Below are 17,355 nucleotides of genomic sequence, written 5' to 3'. Positions count from 1 at the left end.
TCGGGGGACGAGTGAAAGCATCACTCATCATTTCATTGGAACTCCCCATAACGCTGCCCCGTCATCTGGAGTGAGGGGGGCTACGGGTAATTCGTGGCGAACCCTGATAACGCTTTTTCATTCAGAAGGCGAGGGACGACATGAATACTTCAGATAGCAACACTGGGAGTCAGGCAGATAAACCCGACTCCGCAGAGACAGAGCAGAACCTCGAACACTTAAAAGAAAATGTAACTGAGGCGCTTGGCGGCGCGAGGCAGCAGGCTGACGAGCAGTTCGGTCAATATCGAGATACGGCAGCAGACCAGATTGAGGCGTTGGCAAAGGGAGCGAAATCCTTCGTTTCCGAGATTGAAAGCAAGGACACGCTTGGTATGTCTGACTACCTTGCGGACATGGCTGAATCCATGAGTGGTCTGGCGGGTAATCTGCGTGGAAAAAGTGCCGAACAGCTACTTCACGACGCAGCCGATCTGGCTCGTAACAACCCAGCACTCTTCATCGCCGGCAGTGTGGCGCTGGGCTTCGGCCTATCGCGTTTTCTGAAAGCAGGCAGCTCGTCTGCGGCGACAGTCACTGATACCAGTGATCCGGCAGCGGGTAACTCAATGCCTCCGTCAGGTGGTTTTGGCGCTCAACGACCCTATGAAACTTCCGTTCCCTCACGCACCGATCAGAGTTCCGGCCTGGCCACAGGCATCACCCCGGCTTCGCCGAATCAGCATGATCATCCTTCGGACTTCGCGACGAACTCGACACCTGCTTCAACAACCTTCAACGGAGGAACACTGTGATGAACAGAGAAGATCCAGGTTTTCCGGGCGCAAGGCCAGTGCCCGTGGCTGATCCAGATGCTTCCGTCGTCGGATTGATACGGCAGTTATCCCGAGAAGTTCCCGCGCTGTTCACCAAGGAGCTCGCTTTGGCCAAGGCTGAACTGCAAGCCAGCCTCACAACCCTCAAGGCCGGCGTTGCCGCCGTGGCCGGTGGCGCAATTGTGATTCTGGCGGGGTTCATCATTCTGTTGATGTCTGCGGTCTACGGTTTGAGCATGGTAATGGCGCCATGGTTGGCTGCGTTGATCGTCGGTGTTGTGGTGATGATCGTAGGGTTCGCCATGCTGCAGTCGGGGAAAAAACAATTCAATCCGTCTAATTTCAAGCCTGATCGCACTCTGGATGCTTTGAATAAAGATCAGGAAGCGCTGCGGAGGAAAGTCTCATGAACACCGAATTCGAAATCGAATCGCAGAAAAGTCCTGAGGCCATCGAGCGTGAAATCGATGCTCAACGGGCCAGCATCGGCAACATCGTCGATGCGCTCGAAAGCAAATTCACACCCGGCCAAGTATTCGATCAAGCCCTGGGCTTTATGCAGAGCAACGGCACGACATTCCTGACTAACCTGGGAACCAGTGTTCGTAATAATCCAGTTCCCGCTGTGCTGACGTCAGTTGGATTGCTGTGGTTGATGATGAGCCAGAACCGCCCTCCATCCGCACAACCTGGCTATCGCGTAGGCCCGGATCAGAACAAAGTCGGAGAGTGGGCCGACGGGCTGGCAGACGGCATCGACAGTGCGCGTGACCATTTGCACCACACCACCGACTCGCTCAAGGAGGGTTACCAGACCGTCAAAGGCAAGGCCGCCCACCTGACGGATAATCTAGGCGCGGCCACCGATAATATGAGTCACGCCGTTCATGACGCCAGCGACCGGTTAGTGCGCAGCACCCAAGTGATGACTAACCAATTCAGTCATTTGCTCAAGGAGCAACCTCTGATGGTCGCCGCAGCGGGCATCGCGTTAGGTGCCATGCTGGGGGCTGCGTTGCCTTCGACGGCGACCGAGCAACGGTATCTTGGCAAGACCAGCGCGGGACTGGCCGACAAGGTCAAGCAACAGGCACGTGAGGGTTTTGAGGCGGTACGCGATACGGTGACAAAGACGACTGAACACTCGGACGTGGATGCAAATCCAAAAGGGGATCACCTCGCCGCATCCGATGCACCAGCCGATCTATCACGTGGATTAGGTACTTCGTAAACGCATGAATGAAAGGCGGGAGGTCTGACACTGGCCTTCCGCTTTTCCTCCGGTCAAACGTAGCAAGTCCCCAGCTAGTTGCCATCGGCAACCTTGCGCTATGGGATTTTTGATGAGCCGCGAAATCGCCCATCAGCTGTCCTTCGAAAAAGCCTTGCACTCGATCCAACCGAACTTCCCGCAAGGCAAGCTGCCCGGCATGCCAGAGTTCACAAACATCTATTGCACTAATGATTGGTTTGGAACGATTTGCCCCCCATAAGCATCTAGAGAGTGAGCGCAAATACCCTGAGGCTAAGCGCTTTAGTCGAGTATGGCTTTTGGGCTGAACACGAGCTTCGTATTAACTGATCAGAGCGAATCCATCTTGCCGAGAATTTTGACTTCCCACATAGACGACACTCAGCTGACCGAGCACAACGCAAAGATGTTCGGCTCCCCTAAAGAAAGATTGGATTTTTACCGAAGAGAGATTCAGTACGAGACGAGCATTTTAGCCAATCGAACCGATGCATATCTGGCAGCCCAATCCTTTTTGGTCATCGCCTTTGCGTCTTGTATGGCCAATCTCAATCCCGAATGGGGAAAGTTGTTCACGCTGGTGGTGCCACCGTTTCTTGCGCTGCTGGGTGTGCTTAGCTCGCTGAACGCCTGGCCTGGTATTCGCGCGGCCTATGACATCATTGATCACTGGTATTTCAAGCAGAGCGAATTGCTCCGCAGCGAGCCGCTGATGGGGTTGGCCTACGACGACTCACCGTTGTTTAGCGAGCGTGAGTCCACGCACAAGGGGTATCGAAAGGCGCTGCTGTTTTCCGTTCGTACCCCTTGGATTTTCGCGACATTTTGGCTACTGCTAGCTACCTGGTCTGTGTATATTCAACTTACTAACCCAGGTACGTAGCAGGATTTTTCACACCGCTTATGTCACTGGAACTCATGGTTTTTTTCTGTCGTCTTGAGTGTGTCAAAACCCGGGATGCTTCGGCTCGTTTGGCATCAGCGATAGCTTTTGCCTCCGTAAATTTTTTCAAAATCTCGTCGGTTTTTTCAGCCGAATCTAGAATGCTGTAGGCGACTGCATCCAGTCGATCCGCCTCAAAAAAAAGCGCAGTGGAACGAGCTACTTCGGCGTCTTCATCCAAGCTGCCTACGTCTTTCAAAATGTATGCGCTCATGACGTTGAAACCTCCGTCCAAGTTAATGTTGCGGATTCCCGCCATTTGACATCAGTCACCCCGTACTTTTCCGCTTGAGGTTTAGAGACGACTTTTAGCGGTGGCCTCCCAGGCTTTGGTATAGGAGCCAATCCAGCATCACAACTCGCCCAATGCCAAGCATCTGCATTGCGCATTGTTTTTGCACGAATGATGAAGGACTTGGGCTCCCCATGGAGCTTGTATTCAATGACAAAAAGATCGGTGTTCATGAGACCCCCTCCCTATGCTCATAGACAAAGGAGTGAGCGCGCCAAAAAAAATTCAAAACGTTTGTCGGACAATCGTATGCTTCTGAATTTGGAGTTTTTTTCGAGAAATATGTACTAACGTACCTTCCCGATCAGGGAGTGGAGGGCGCTTTGATTATCCCCCACTGACTTTCCAATGCTTAACATCATCTGCAAACATCATTTGCTTCATCTCATGCGCAATCCCGTATGCGAGAGACTCGTGTGCAGCGATGACTTTTTCTTCTGCTGAAAGGCAATGAAAAATATCGAGCTTGGTCTCTGCGTCAGCAGTTTCGAGTGTGAAAATTTGCACGTAACGCGCGAGGTCGTTGTCGAGGCTCGACAGGTATTCACGCAGGCGCTGATGGTCGACTGATTTTTGACTGAAGTACCAATTCATCGGGTGAATCAGGAAGCGTGAGTGGGGCGAGGTGATACGGCGGGCTGCCGCCAAAAACATAATGATGCCCATTGATTCGATGTTGCCCGCGTTGATCGCGCATAGCGGTACCGGCAATGACTTCAGGAACGTGTAGAGGGTGAAGCCAAAGTTAGTGCTGCCCCCGCTTGTAGAAAGATTGAGGAGCAATGATGTGGCGCCTTGATCGATGGCTTCGAGGCAACAGTCCCGAAAGCGCTCTGTCGTTCCCTGATCGATCTGGCAATGAAAATGCACGATGTGTTCAGTCATCGATCAACCTCCTGAGTCTGATGCATGGAGGACTTCTACGAAATATTAAGTCTAGTAAACATCGATCATTTTGATCTGAAATTCGACGTAGGATGCTCCCCATGACGCATACGCCGTCCATCGAATGCGCTCATTTTCGATGGAACCATATACTCCCCTCCACTCGTCGCGAGCCCAATATTTCCGTTAAAACTTTCTGTTTTGAGCGTCCTCCCAATTAGACGAGCCCATGCTCGTGCTAACGATGTAGAGGTGAACAAAAATGGCCAATACAGGAAATAAAAATCCAGGCAATTTTTCTAATAACCGTGACAAGGCTTCTGAAGCCGGCAAGAAAGGTGGAGAAGCCTCTGGCGGAAATTTTGCCAACGATCCGCAGCGCGCGTCTGAAGCAGGCCAAAAAGGTGGTCAAGCTTCCGGCGGACAACAATCCCGTGACAGTGACCGCATGTCTGGAGGAGGGCAGGGTACGAATCGCGGAGGCGAATTTGCCGACGATAAAGAAAACATGACCAAACCAGGCCAAAAAGGCGGCCAGGCTTCAGGTGGACAACAATCCAATAAGGCTGACCAATCGTCCAGCGGTGGAAAAGGAAGCGGGCGAGACAGCAATCTTTCCGATGACCGCGATAAGTCATCTGAAATGGGAAGCAAGGACGGTGGGATGAGCGGAGGTGGAGGACGCAAACCCTGATATCGTCTAACACTATCAAGCCCCGAATCTTTCGGGGCTTGATTTCGTGTTGCCGGCCAAAACTGAGATCCGAGCCTGGGCTCGCAAACTCAGCAACGAATATGTTTGGGTTATGAGCAAATAAGGTCGTCGATCTGCGCAGTTGATCGATATCTCGATGATTCGCAGAGCCATGCCAATAAATGTCACCCTTTTTTGCAACGCAAACGCCAGCCGTTGTCTTAACAGCGGGTAGGCCAAGGGGGAAACCATGACAACGCACAAACTAACCATTAAAGACTTGCAGTTGAATGTTTCAATCTGCGGTCAAGGCTCGCCGCTGCTCTTGCTCAACGGCCTGGGTGGTTTGATCCGTACCTTCGATCCCCTGCGCGATGAATTGGTGGACTACACGACGATAACGCTGGACGTGCCCGGGGTGGGCAAGTCGCAAATGCCCCCTTGGCCGATGCGTCTGCCGCGCCATGCCGACCTGATCGCCGAGATGCTCAAGCAATTGGGAATCGACCAAATCGATGTGTTCGGCGTGAGTTGGGGCGGTGCGTTGGCGCAAGAATTCGCCCTGCGTCACCCGAGCATGGTGCGCCGACTGATCCTCGCGGCGACTTCGGCCGGCCCGGCGGTGCTGGTGAATCCCGCCGACATCCTGGATTTTTTTGGCGGGAGCAAAAGCGCCAAGCTGCGCAAGCAAGAAGGCACGCGCGATTCGATACAGACGCTGTTGCGCTTCGGTGTGGTGAACGGCATGCTCACGGTCAACCCGCGAACCTATTACCACCAGCTCGCTGCCTTGGTCGGCTGGACAAGCCTGCTGCGGCTATTCCGTCTGCGCCAGCGCACGCTGATCCTCACCGGCGAACGCGACACCCTGGTGCGGGTGTACAACGCGCATCTCCTGCGCCGCACCATTCGCCGTGCCGAACTGCACGTCTTAAAGGGCGAGGGGCATTTTTTCGTGGTGACCAGCGCCAGGCGCACCGCCGAAGCTATACGCGAATTCCTCAGCCAGCAGCACAGCGATGAAGAGCCCGCGCCGATGATCGCCAACGGCATGTTCAAGCTATCGAAGGCAACACAGCCTGAGGAAGCTAGGGCGTAAAGCCCTAGCAGATAGCAGAGGTCACTTTTTCTTTTTCGCCGGCTTTTCTGCCTTCTCTGATTTCTTAGCCTTTTCTGGCTTGCTATCAGCTTTTTTTGCAGATTTCTTTGGTTCGGCATCTTTTTTCTTGTCTTTCTTTTCGGAAGATTTCGAAAGAGCCGAGGCCGCAGTTGATTTCTTTGCCGGTGACGACTTTTTGTCTTTCAGTTCCTTGCTGGCTTTCGAAGCTTCACCTTTGCTTTTCTTCTCGTCTTTAGCCACGTTGCCCACCTCTCGGAGTATGCCGGTATTGGCAAATTGCCTGTGGGATTATCCACAAGCTGATCATTAGGCGAGCGCGTCTCAAAGCGGTTCAAATTTTTTGAAGGGTATGCATAGCTATGTTTTTGTTGGATGCCCGCGACCATCGAAGTGATGGCCTCTACTCTTTGCGAAGCTGCGAATCAGAGGGCGTGCGCCTGTAGATTCTTTAAACCTTCTTTTGAAGTCGAGTGTCGATAACTGGAGAACTCAATATTGCTTGAACGAGAGAACGCCAATGATCGGTGTTGTGATACCCGCCCATAACGAAGAAAAACACATCACCGCCTGCCTGTTATCTGTCCTGGTGGCTGCCAGGCATCCCGGCTTGCGTGGTCAGTTGGTCACGATACTTGTCGTCCTGGACGATTGCTCGGACAACACCGCGCAATTGGTTGCGACGCAGGGCGTAGCACAGCTCGAAGCCTCTTTTCAGAATGTGGGTAAGGCCAGAGCGACTGGCGCGCAAGAGTTGCTCACTGCCGGAGCACAGTGGCTTGCGTTCACCGATGCCGACACGGTCGTTCCTCACGACTGGCTTGCTCGCCAGATCGAGTTCAAAGCTGACGCGGTCTGTGGAACGGTTGAAGTGGACAGCTGGAATGAGCATGGTGACCCGGTGCGTTCCAAGTACCTCGAGTTGTACCAATTCGTCGAGAACCATCGCCATATCCACGGCGCCAATCTCGGACTGAGTGCCGAAGCCTATCGAAACGCCGGTGGCTTTCAGCATCTCGCCGCACACGAAGACGTCCATCTGGTGGCTGATCTTGAGAGGATCGGCGCCCGTATTGTTTGGACCGCGACGAACCCAGTGGTCACCAGCGCACGCCGGGACTTCAAATGTCGGGGCGGGTTTGGCGAATATTTGACCTCCCTCGGCGCTTCGCTCGGAATTCCGGTACTCAACTCCCAGTGAGTGCTGGTGTTGCTCCTTGAAGCGCCTATGCAGCTCATACGCAACGCCTACAAGTCCTTGCCAGGAAAACGCCAAAAGAGTACAAATGTACTCCATGACGACTTTAACTCCCCGCCGTACCGCCATCCTGACCTTTATCCGCGATCGAATCGCGGAGCACGGCCAGTCCCCGAGCCTCGCTGAAATCAGCGAGGCGTTCGGCTTCGCCTCCCGCAGCGTGGCGCGCAAGCATGTGCTGGCGCTGACCGAAGGCGGTTTTATCGAGGTCAATGCGCATCAGGCCCGGGGCATTCGTTTGCTCGGGCAACCGGCGCGGCCCGAACTGCTGGACATTCCGGTCCTTGGTCGGGTGGCGGCGGGTGCACCGATCGGCGCCGACGCCGAGGTCCACAGCCGCTTGCTGCTCGACCCGTCGATCTTTTCCCGGGTGCCGGACTACATGCTGCGGGTCAAGGGCGACTCGATGATCGAGGACGGCATCCTCGACGGGGATCTGGTGGGCGTGCACCGCAATCCCGAAGCGCTCAACGGCCAGATCGTCGTGGCGCGGCTCGACGGCGAAGTGACCATCAAGCGTTTCGAACGGATCGGCGACGCGGTGCGCCTGTTGCCACGCAACCCGGCCTACAAGCCGATCATCGTCGACGCCGATCAGGACCTGGCCATCGAAGGCGTGTTCTGCGGCCTGGTGAGGCAAGGGTGATGGGGGCCGTCGTTGCGCTGGATACGCTGTTCAATGGCGGCCAGGTCTGGAGGGGCCGGCCTGCGCCACCGACCGCCAGCCCGCAACCCACCGGGCATGCCGCGCTGGATGCCGCGTTGCCCACCGGTGGCTGGCCGGAAGCGGCGTTGACCGAAATCCTCCTGACCGGGCAGGGCATTGGCGAGTTGCAGCTGGTGTGGCCGGCGCTGGCGCGGCTGTCGGCAGCGGGCGAGCGCATCGTGCTGGTGGCACCGCCGTACGTGCCGTATCCGCAAGCCTGGCAAAACGCCGGGGTCGATCTTCGGCACTTATCGATCATCCAGGCCGGCGAGCGCGATGCGCTGTGGGCGGCGGAACAATGCCTGCGTTCGGGCAGTTGCGGCGCGGTGCTGTGCTGGCCGCACAAGGCCGATGACCGGGCGTTGCGCCGCTTGCAGGTGGCGGCGGAAACCGGCTCGACCCTGGCGTTTGCCTATCGCCCGATCGATCAAGCGATCAACCCTTCGCCCGCGGCCCTGCGCATCGCCATCGATGCCAGGCCTGCGCAACTGCGCGTGCTCAAGTGCCGGGGCGGGCTGGCCCGTTCGGCGCCAATTGCCTTCCCAGTGGGGCATTGAGGTTGCCATGCGCTGGGTGTGCATTCTCTTCCCGCAATTGGCGCTGGACGCGGTACTGCGTCAGCGCCCCGATCCCGATGAGCCGCTGGCGCTGCTGACCGGTCCGGCGCAGCGTCGGGTGTTGCAGGCGGTCAACGCTTCGGCTCGGGCGCTGGGCTTGCGTCCCGGCCAGTCCATGACCGCCGCGCAGGCCTTGAGCAAAGGGTTCGTCACGGCCGAATATGACGTCGCCGAGATCGAGCACTGGCAACAGTTTCTGGCCGCCTGGGCTTACCGGTTCAGTTCACAGGTCAGCGTGCATTACCCGCGTGCCGTGGTGTTTGAAATCGAGTCCAGCCTGGGTTTGTTCGGCCCCTGGCCGCAATTCGAAGCGCGGTTGCGGGCCGAACTCACCGAACTGGGCTTTCGCCATCGGATCGTTGCCGCCCCCAATCCGGTCGCGGCGCGGGTATTGGCCAATGCTCATGACGGTCTGGTGGTGCCGGACGATCAAGTCTTGCAGCATCATCTCGGACAGTTGCCCGTCGACCGGATCGCCCTGGAACCGGCGGTGGCCACGGCGTTGTCACGCATGGGGCTGCGCACCTTGAGCCAGGTGCAGGCGTTGCCCCGGCATAGCCTGGCCCGGCGTTTCGAAGCGCAGGTGCTCAAGCATCTGGACACCTTGCTCGGAGCGCGGCGACTGGCGCTGGCGTTCTATCTGCCACCGGACCGGTTCGATGTGCGCATCGAGCTCAATTTCGATGTGCAGTCCCATCAGGCGCTGCTATTCCCTTTAAGACGCCTGACCGGTGATTTGTCGGCATTCCTCTGCGGACGGGACAGCGGCGTGCAGCGTTTCGACCTGCACCTGGAGCACGCCGGGTTGCCGGACAGCGTGATCAAGGTCGGCCTGCTCAGTGCCGAGCGCGACCCCGCGATGCTCTTCGAACTGGCCCGGGGGCGGCTGGAGCAGGTCCAGGTCGAGGCGCCGGTGCGCGGTTTTCGTCTGCGCGCCGAAGACCTGCCAAGCTTCGTGCCGCAGCGCCAGGAGTTGTTCGACGACCGCCCGCAGCAGTCCTTGCCCTGGGAGCAACTGCGTGAACGCTTGCGCGCGCGGCTCGGGGATGACGCCGTGCATGGCTTGCGGTTCCAGGCCGACCATCGGCCCGAATGCGCATGGCAGGCGCGGGCCGACAGCCAGCCCTGCGCCGGATTATCGGGTGCGCAGCGTCCAGGCTGGTTGCTGACTGAACCGCAGGCGGTCCACGAAGGCTCGGCGCGCATCCTCATGGGGCCGGAACGTATCGAGTCCGGCTGGTGGGACGGCGCCGACGTACGCCGCGATTACTACCTGATCGAAACCCGCTCCGGGCAGCAGGGCTGGGCCTATCGCGCGGTGGGCGAGGGCGGCCCGTTGTGGCTGCAAGGCTGGTTCGCATGAGTGTCGACTATGCCGAGTTGCACTGCCTGTCGAACTTCAGTTTCCAGCGCGGTGCCTCCAGTGCCCTCGAACTCTTTCAACGGGCGAAAAAGCACGGCTATCAGGCGTTGGCGATCACCGACGAATGCACCCTGGCCGGCATCGTCCGCGCCTGGCAAGCGGCCAAATCCGTCGAGCTGCCGCTGATCATCGGCAGCGAAGTGCGCATCGAAAACGGCCCGAAACTGGTGTTGCTGGTGGAGAACCTCGAGGGTTATCAGCGCTTGTGTCGGCTGATTACCCAAGCAAGACGCCGCACGCACAAAGGCCACTATCAAGTACTGCGCGAAGACTTCAGCCAACCCTTGCCGGGGCTGTTGGCGCTGTGGGTGCCGGACGCGGTCGATGATGTTGAACACGGGCACTGGCTGAAACAGGCTTTTGCTGAACGCCTGTGGTTGGCCGTCCAGTTGCATCGCGGCCAGGACGACAGCCGGCGCCTGGACAGGTTGCTGACGTTGGCCAGGGAACTGCGGATTCCGGCCGTGGCCAGCGGTGATGTGCACATGCACACCCGTGGCCGGCGCGCCTTGCAGGACACCATGACTGCGATCCGTCATCACCTGCCGGTGGCCGAGGCCGGGCTGCGCCTGCACCCGAATGGCGAGCGGCATCTGCGCAGCCTCGATGCCTTGCAATCTATCTACCCCCAAGCCTTGCTCGATGAAACGTTGACCATCGCCCGGCGCTGCACCTTCGACCTCGGTCAGTTGCGTTACCAGTATCCCCGGGAGTTGGTGCCGCAAGGGTACAGCGCTGATTCCTGGCTGCGCGAACTGACCGAGCGTGGCATCCGCGAGCGCTGGCCCGACGGTGCCAGTGACAAGGTGCGGGGGCTGATTGACAAGGAGCTGGGCCTGATCGCCGAGCTGGGTTATGAAAGCTATTTCCTGACCGTGCAGGACATCGTCGCCTTCGCCCGACGCCAGAAAATTCTCTGCCAGGGTCGAGGCTCGGCGGCCAATTCGGCGGTCTGCTTCGCCTTGGGCATCACCGAGATCGACCCCGAGCGGATGAACATGCTGTTCGAACGCTTCCTGTCCAAGGAACGCAACGAACCGCCGGACATCGACGTCGATTTCGAGCACGAGCGCCGCGAAGAAGTCCTTCAATATGTGTTCCAGCGCTATGGTCGGAGCCGCGCGGCGCTGACGGCGGTAGTCAGCAGCTACCACGGTGCCGGCGCGGTGCGCGACGTGGCGAAGGCGTTGGGATTGCCGCCGGATCAGGTCAATGCGCTGGCCGACTGCTGTGGTCACTGGAGTGATCAGGCACCGCCCCTTGAGCGCCTGCGCGAAGGCGGGTTCGACCCCGACAGCCCGGTGCTGCGCCGGGTGCTGAGCCTGACGCAACAACTGATTGGCTTCCCCCGTCACCTGTCCCAGCACCCCGGCGGTTTCGTGATTTCCGAACAACCGCTGGACAGCCTGGTACCGGTGGAAAATGCCGCCATGGCCGAGCGCACGATCATCCAGTGGGACAAGGACGACCTGGACGCGGTCGGATTGCTTAAAGTGGATATTCTGGCCCTGGGCATGCTCAGCGCGATCCGTCGTTGTTTCGATCTGCTGCGCCGCCATCGGAATCTGGACTTGAGCCTGGCGACGGTGCCCTCCGAAGACTCACAGACCTACGACATGATTGGCCGGGCCGACACCGTCGGTGTGTTCCAGATTGAGTCCCGGGCACAAATGTCGATGCTGCCCAGGCTCAAGCCCCGCACGTTCTATGATCTGGTGATTGAGGTGGCCATCGTCCGCCCGGGGCCGATCCAGGGCGGCATGGTGCACCCGTACCTGCGGCGGCGAAACAAGGAGGAACCCGAAACCTATCCGTCCCCGGCACTGGAAGCGGTGCTCAAGCGCACCTTGGGCGTACCGCTGTTCCAGGAACAGGTGATGCAGATCGCCATTGTCGCCGCCGACTACAGTCCCGGCGAGGCGGACCAGTTGCGCCGCTCCATGGCTGCCTGGAAACGCCACGGCGGGCTCGAGCCGCACAAGGAGCGCCTAGCCGCCGGGATGAAGAAAAACGGCTACACGGCAGACTTTGCCGCGCAGATCTTCGAGCAGATCAAGGGCTTCGGCAGCTACGGTTTCCCCGAGTCCCACGCCGCCAGTTTTGCCTTGCTGACCTACGCCAGCTGCTGGTTGAAATGCCACGAGCCGGCGGCGTTCGCCTGTGCGCTGATCAATAGCTGGCCCATGGGTTTCTACAGCCCGGACCAGATTCTGCAGGACGCGCGCCGACATCATCTGCAGATTCGCCCGGTGGACGTGCGCGCCAGCGACTGGGATTGCAGCCTCGAGCCGATCACCGGCGCGCAGCCAGCGATTCGCATGGGGTTGCGGATGATCAAGGGCTTTCGCGAGGACGATGCCCGGCGTATCGAAGCCGCCAGGGCGAAGGGGGCCTTTGTCGACATCGCCGACCTTGGCGAACGCGCGCGACTCGATGCCCGCGCGCAAGAACAACTGGCCGATGCCGGTGCACTGCGCGGGCTGGCCGGTGATCGTCATCGGGCGCGCTGGGAAGTGGCGGGCGTGCAGAAACAACTCGGCTTGTTTGCCGGTCTGCCGAGCCAGGAAGAGGATGCGGTGTGGTTACCCAAACCCACGGTGGGCGAAGACCTGCTGGCGGATTACAACAGTGTCGGCACCACCCTCGGGCCGCATCCGCTGGCGTTACTGCGCAGTGAATTGAAAGCCCGGCGCTGTCGCAGCTCCAGGGAACTGCTCGAGGTCGACCATGGACGCCCGGTCAGCGTCGCCGGGCTGGTAACCGGCCGCCAACGCCCGGGCACCGCCAGTGGCGTGACCTTCGTCACGCTTGAAGACGAGTTCGGTAACGTCAACGTCATCGTCTGGCGCGACCTGGCCGAGCGGCAGCGGCAGGTGCTGGTAGGTTCGCAGTTGCTGAAGGTCGACGGGCGCTGGGAAAAGGAGGGCGAGGTGCGGCATTTGATTGCCGGGCGCCTGAGTGACCTGAGCCCTTTGCTGGAGGGCATCAGCGTACGCAGCCGGGATTTCCGCTGAACCTCCTCCATAATCTGAACTCGATCCCCTGTAGGAGCTGCCGCAGGCTGCGATCTTCTGATCTTGATCTTGATCTTGATCTTGATCTTGATCTTGATCTTCAGCGATCTCGAGGCCGCCAAAAGATCGCAGCCTGCGGCAGCTCCTACAGTGACCGTGTACACTCGCAGAACCCCGCGTACCACCGACCGGGAGCATTCGCGGGAATTCTATTTGACCTCGGGCCAAAACCGTTCGCCACCCCCCGGCGCATCCGTCCATGCCTGCAACGACCGCGTCGGCAAGTCGAAATAATCCCGAGTACGCGCATAGCCATGCCCGCCCATGCGCCCGATCGCATCAAGGCCCAACTGATCGATGTACAGGGTTTTCGGGTCGATCAGTTCATCGCGCACATGCGCCATCAACACTTCGCCAAAGATGATCTCCCGCGATTGCCCGATGGACAGCGCCATCATCCGTCGGCATTCCAGGGCTACCGGCGCTTCGCCGATTCGCGGGCATTTGACCGTTGTGCCGGGAATCGCCGTCAGTCCCGCCGCCGTCAATTCATCGAAGCCGGGGGCGAAGGGCACGGCGCAGACGTTCATGGCTTCCACCAGGGCGTCGCTGACAATGTTGACGGTGAATTCCTGATTGAGCTGGATGTTGCGGGTGGTGTCCTTGGGGCTCTGGTCGCCGTAGTTTTCCACGCCCAGCGCGAGGATGGGCGGATCAGCCGAGAGGGCATTGAAGAAGCTGAACGGCGCGGCGTTAATCCGGCTTTCGCCGTCGATGGTGGTGACCAGGGCGATGGGGCGTGGCACCACACTGCCAATCAGGATCTTGTATTTGTCCCGCGCACTCAGTGTGCGGAAATCGAAGCTTTGCATGGGCAGAAATCTCTAGAGAAGAGGATCAATTGCGCTCAAGGGCGCATGGGCGCTGTAGTCGTCGGCGAACGGGATGGCCGGTTTGAATAGACCTTTCCAGTCCGGTTGGCCAAAGGCCCGGGCGCTATGGCTGCGCATCAGTTTTTCGAATTGTTGCTGTGCCTGACGTTGCAAGGCGGGGTAGTCGACGCCTTGGACCTGACCGTCCTGCATCACGCAGCGACCATCGATGTAGCTGGCGATGCAGTCGTCACCACGCCCGGCCAGCACCAGGTTTTTCAGGGGATCGAACAGTGGTCCCAAGTGCAGGCCGCGAAGGCTGAACACGGAGATGTCGGCCTTGGCTCCCGGCGCCAGACGGCCGATGTCATCATGGCCCAGGGCCTTGGCCCCACCGAGTGTGGCCGCGTTGTAGAAGTCCAGCGTGCGGGTCAACTCGCTGCCGCCCTCGATCAAGCGAGCGATGTTCAACCCCTGCCGCATGTTTTCCAGTAAATCGGCCGGCCAGGTATCATTGCCGAGTGACGAAGAGATCCGTTCGTTGTTCGAAACGCGGCGGCTGATCGAAATCGGCATCGTCAGCGAACTCTGTCGCCGCCGGGATACGGCGGTGACCCGGGATTTACGCGATCACCTGTTGCTTGAGGATGAAGCGCATCGCAGTGGCGACCATGAGCGATTGATTCATTTGCTGGGCGAGTTCCACATCAAACTCGCGCAAAGCCTGAACAACCCGGTGCTGCTCGACTGGTTCCAAAAGCTGATTTCCCGGGCTTCGCTGTTCGCCGCCGCACTCGACGACGACAGCCACGAAGCCTGTCGCGACGACGAACACCTGCGCCTGATCGAGTACATCGAGGCCGGCAACCAGAGCGCCGCCATCGAGTTGACCTGCATCCATTTGAACGGCATCGAAAAGGCCATCCTCGACGTCGCCGCCACGCTGAAAACCGGCTACCACCCGCTCAAGCACCTGATTGAGGTCTAATTGTCCCCCTGTAGGAGCTGCCGAAGGCTGCGATCTTTTGATCTTAAAAAAGCAAAGTCAAAAGATCGCAGCCTGCGGCAGCTCCTACAAGGTAAGTGCGGCACCTGAAAATCTGGCTGTCAGCTATACCTCTATGAAACCATTGGCGTGCACGATGCTCGAATCAAACGGGCGCCAATTACAGGACTCAGAGCCGTCAATGCAGTTTCTAGACGATAGTCACGGGTGTGCGGGTTGGAACGGTGAAATGGCCGGGCGCATTCGCGCGTTCGACTGGGGCATGACCGAGCTTGGCCCGATCGACACCTGGCCCAGGAGCCTTTGCAGTGCGGTGCAGTTGATGCTCGCCTCGCCACTGCCGATGGTGATGCTGTGGGGCCGACCCGGCTACATGATCTATAACGATGCTTACTCGAGATTCGCCGGGGGTCGTCATCCCTACCTGTTGGGTTCCCCGGTGGAACTGGGCTGGCCGGAAGTCGCCGACTTCAATCGGCACGTCGTCGATACCTGCCTCGCCGGTGGCACCTTGTCCTATAGCAACAAGGAGTTGGTGCTGCTGCGCGACGGCGTTCCGGAAGATGTCTGGCTGGACCTTTATTACAGCCCGGTCGCCAATGACCAAGGGCGGCCCGCCGGGGTCATGGCGATGGTGGTCGAGACCACGGAACATGTGATTTCCGAACGCCGGCGCCAGGCGGCCGAAGACGCGTATCGCGCCGACAATGAACGGGTGCGCCTCGCCCTGAATGCCGGCGCGTTGCTCGGTTCGTTCGTCTGGGACATCAAGGCAAATGTGCTGTCCGGCGATGAGCGATTTGCCCGTACTTTTTCTTACCCACCCGATCAGGACCTGACCGACCTGCCCATCAAATTCGCTGAGTCACGGATTCATCCGGAAGACCACAGTTGGGTCCAGGAACAGGTCAATCAGTCGGTGAAAACCGGGGCGATGTATAACGCCGAGTACCGCATCTTGCGTGCGGATGGCAGATATGCGTGGGTGCTGGCGAGTGGTTGCTGCGAGTTCAATCAACAGGGCGAACCGTTCCGCTTTCCCGGCGTATTGATCGACATTCATGAGCGCAAGATCGCTGAAGAATCCTTGCTCAAGTTCACCCGCAATCTCGAGCGACGGGTCGCCGACGAGGTAGAAGCGCGGCTGTCGGCCGAAGAGCAATTACGTCAATCGCAGAAGCTCGAAGCCATCGGCGGGCTCACCGGCGGCGTGGCCCATGACTTCAATAATTTGTTGCAAGTGATCGCCGGCAACTTGCACTTGCTGGCACGACACGAGCCAGACAATGCCAACGTGCAGCGCCGGGTCAGCGTTGCGATAGCCGCCGTCGAGCGCGGCGCGAAACTGTCCTCGCAACTGCTCGCGTTTGCACGTCGCCAGCCACTGTCGCCCGCCGTACTCAATCCACGGCAGATCTTCGAAGGGCTGGCGGAACTGTTGCAGCGGGCGCTGGGGGAAACCATCCAGATCAACGCAACCACACCCCAAGTGCCATGGCACATTCATGTGGATCGCAATCAACTGGAAAACGCCATCCTCAATCTGGCGATCAATGCCCGTGACGCCATGAAAGGTGAGGGGACCATTGGCCTGAGCGCCGAGAACGTCTCGCTCGACCGCAGGTTTTGTGCAGGCAAGGGCATCGTCGCCGGCGACTACGTCAGCGTCACGGTCACCGACACGGGTGTCGGCATGTCACCGCAAGTGCTTGCGCAGGCCTTCGAACCATTTTTCACCACCAAGGCCGACGGCCATGGCACGGGTCTTGGCCTGAGCATGGTGTTTGGTTTCGTCAAACAAAGCGGTGGCCATATCGAGATTTCCAGCGAGGTCGGGCGGGGCACTCGGGTGCAGTTGTATTTCCCTCGTAGCCTGCGCCCATTGCTCGACGAAACGCCGAACCAGGAAGTGCAGCACCGCGGCGGGCATGAACACATTCTGGTGGTCGAGGACAACGAGGCGGTGCGCACGTCGGCAGTGGAGTTACTGCGTGAAGAGGGCTACCAGGTGCTGACCGCCACCAACGGCGACGTCGCCATGCAGATGTTGCTGGACGGCGTGGCGGTGGACCTGATTTTCACCGATGTGGTGATGCCCGGGCTGATCAAGAGCTCCGACCTTGCCGCCTGGGCCAAGGTGCAGTCGCCGCCAGTGGCGGTGCTGTTCACCTCCGGTCACACCCGTGACATTATCTCGCGCAATCACCAACTGAGCCCGGACACGTATTTGCTGAGCAAACCCTATGGGCCGCAAGCCCTGACCCAAATGGTTCGCACGGTCCTCAACGGCTAAACACATAACCCTGTTGATGATCCTGTTCTCAACTGCTAAACCCCTGTAGGAGCTGCCGCAGGCTGCGATCTTTTGATCTTGATTCTCGGCAATTTCAATACCGCCACAAAGATCAAGATCAAAAGATCGCAACCTTCGGCAGCTCCTACATAGATCGCGTCCAAACAT

At 58.9% G+C, this 17,355-nt stretch carries 16 protein-coding genes and 4 pseudogenes; 14 read left to right on the top strand and 6 right to left on the bottom strand.

Annotation, left to right across the window (positions count from 1 at the left end; genetic code table 11):
• Positions 1-140: 140 nt before the first annotated feature.
• From ACA052_RS16850 to ACA052_RS16830, 5 genes and pseudogenes are all read left to right on the top strand, one after another.
• On the top strand, positions 141-794 hold the full coding sequence (locus ACA052_RS16850; protein ID WP_497645879.1) for a hypothetical protein: 654 nt from the start codon (positions 141-143) through the stop codon (positions 792-794).
• The gene (locus ACA052_RS16845; protein ID WP_497645878.1) at positions 794-1,225 is read left to right on the top strand and encodes a phage holin family protein; all 432 of its coding nucleotides are present in this window, start codon (positions 794-796) and stop codon (positions 1,223-1,225) included. Before ACA052_RS16850 ends, ACA052_RS16845 begins: the two co-directional genes overlap by 1 nt.
• Positions 1,222-2,046: a DUF3618 domain-containing protein gene (locus tag ACA052_RS16840; RefSeq protein ID WP_497645877.1), complete on the top strand. Its 825-nt coding sequence runs from the start codon at positions 1,222-1,224 to the stop codon at positions 2,044-2,046. Before ACA052_RS16845 ends, ACA052_RS16840 begins: the two co-directional genes overlap by 4 nt.
• A gap of 97 nt (positions 2,047-2,143) precedes the next feature.
• A pseudogene (locus ACA052_RS16835) lies at positions 2,144-2,269 on the top strand (manganese catalase family protein); the annotation flags it as partial.
• Between the two features lie 144 nt (positions 2,270-2,413).
• Positions 2,414-2,950: a hypothetical protein gene (locus tag ACA052_RS16830; RefSeq protein ID WP_497650344.1), complete on the top strand. Its 537-nt coding sequence runs from the start codon at positions 2,414-2,416 to the stop codon at positions 2,948-2,950.
• Here ACA052_RS16830 and ACA052_RS16825 read toward each other — a convergent pair.
• The 3 genes from ACA052_RS16825 to ACA052_RS16815 all read right to left on the bottom strand — a co-directional run bounded on the left by ACA052_RS16825 (position 2,934) and on the right by ACA052_RS16815 (position 4,187).
• Entirely contained in the window at positions 2,934-3,224 is a 291-nt protein-coding gene (locus tag ACA052_RS16825; protein WP_497645876.1) for a hypothetical protein, read from the bottom strand. The genes ACA052_RS16830 and ACA052_RS16825 overlap by 17 nt on opposite strands.
• Entirely contained in the window at positions 3,221-3,475 is a 255-nt protein-coding gene (locus ACA052_RS16820; protein ID WP_497645875.1) for a DUF6555 family protein, read from the bottom strand. Before ACA052_RS16820 ends, ACA052_RS16825 begins: the two co-directional genes overlap by 4 nt.
• Before the next feature lie 154 nt (positions 3,476-3,629).
• The gene (locus tag ACA052_RS16815; protein ID WP_462000937.1) at positions 3,630-4,187 is read right to left on the bottom strand and encodes an ATP-dependent Clp protease proteolytic subunit; all 558 of its coding nucleotides are present in this window, start codon (positions 4,185-4,187) and stop codon (positions 3,630-3,632) included.
• A gap of 313 nt (positions 4,188-4,500) precedes the next feature.
• On the opposite strand from ACA052_RS16815, the pseudogene ACA052_RS16810 reads away from it, so the two are divergent.
• Together ACA052_RS16810 and ACA052_RS16805 are read left to right on the top strand one after the other, a co-directional pair.
• A pseudogene (locus ACA052_RS16810) lies at positions 4,501-4,611 on the top strand (con-10 family general stress protein); the annotation flags it as partial.
• Between the two features lie 520 nt (positions 4,612-5,131).
• Complete coding sequence (locus ACA052_RS16805; RefSeq protein WP_497645874.1) at positions 5,132-5,980, top strand: alpha/beta fold hydrolase; 849 nt, start codon at positions 5,132-5,134, stop codon at positions 5,978-5,980.
• Positions 5,981-6,001: 21 nt separating this feature from the next.
• Here the strand turns inward: ACA052_RS16805 and ACA052_RS16800 are convergent, their stop codons facing one another.
• A complete protein-coding gene (locus ACA052_RS16800; RefSeq protein ID WP_497645873.1) occupies positions 6,002-6,250 on the bottom strand; it encodes a hypothetical protein in 249 nt (82 codons plus the stop codon).
• Between the two features lie 268 nt (positions 6,251-6,518).
• Between ACA052_RS16800 and ACA052_RS16795 the strand changes: the two genes are divergently transcribed.
• From ACA052_RS16795 to ACA052_RS16775, 5 genes are all read left to right on the top strand, one after another.
• Positions 6,519-7,199, top strand: coding sequence for a glycosyltransferase family 2 protein (locus ACA052_RS16795; RefSeq protein ID WP_497645872.1), 681 nt, complete (start codon positions 6,519-6,521; stop codon positions 7,197-7,199).
• Positions 7,200-7,284: 85 nt separating this feature from the next.
• Positions 7,285-7,902 carry a transcriptional repressor LexA gene (gene lexA / locus ACA052_RS16790; protein WP_497645871.1) on the top strand — a complete coding sequence of 206 codons (618 nt, stop codon included), beginning with the start codon at positions 7,285-7,287 and terminating at the stop codon, positions 7,900-7,902.
• Entirely contained in the window at positions 7,902-8,519 is a 618-nt protein-coding gene (gene imuA / locus ACA052_RS16785) for a translesion DNA synthesis-associated protein ImuA (protein WP_497645870.1), read from the top strand. Before lexA ends, imuA begins: the two co-directional genes overlap by 1 nt.
• 7 nt (positions 8,520-8,526) lie before the next feature.
• A complete protein-coding gene (locus ACA052_RS16780; protein WP_497645869.1) occupies positions 8,527-9,942 on the top strand; it encodes a Y-family DNA polymerase in 1,416 nt (471 codons plus the stop codon).
• Complete coding sequence (locus ACA052_RS16775) at positions 9,918-13,016, top strand: error-prone DNA polymerase (RefSeq protein WP_497645868.1); 3,099 nt, start codon at positions 9,918-9,920, stop codon at positions 13,014-13,016. The genes ACA052_RS16780 and ACA052_RS16775 overlap by 25 nt, the downstream gene beginning before the upstream one ends.
• Before the next feature lie 209 nt (positions 13,017-13,225).
• On the opposite strand, the gene ACA052_RS16770 is transcribed toward ACA052_RS16775, so the two are convergent.
• Entirely contained in the window at positions 13,226-13,888 is a 663-nt protein-coding gene (locus ACA052_RS16770; RefSeq protein WP_497645867.1) for a flavin reductase family protein, read from the bottom strand.
• Between the two features lie 12 nt (positions 13,889-13,900).
• Positions 13,901-14,422, bottom strand: a pseudogene (locus tag ACA052_RS16765) (amidohydrolase family protein); the annotation flags it as partial.
• Here ACA052_RS16765 and ACA052_RS16760 point away from each other — a divergent pair.
• Both ACA052_RS16760 and ACA052_RS16755 read left to right on the top strand, forming a co-directional pair.
• Positions 14,397-14,876: pseudogene (locus ACA052_RS16760) on the top strand (GntR family transcriptional regulator); the annotation flags it as partial. The pseudogenes ACA052_RS16765 and ACA052_RS16760 sit on opposite strands and share 26 nt — an antisense overlap.
• A 199-nt stretch (positions 14,877-15,075) precedes the next feature.
• Positions 15,076-17,187: a hybrid sensor histidine kinase/response regulator gene (locus ACA052_RS16755; RefSeq protein WP_497645866.1), complete on the top strand. Its 2,112-nt coding sequence runs from the start codon at positions 15,076-15,078 to the stop codon at positions 17,185-17,187.
• Positions 17,188-17,355: the final 168 nt, after the last annotated feature.

The sequence above is a fragment of the Pseudomonas sp. LBUM1644 genome (assembly GCF_059716195.1).
Note: the sequence above shows the minus strand (reverse complement) of the source record. Positions and strands in the feature narration are given on the sequence as shown.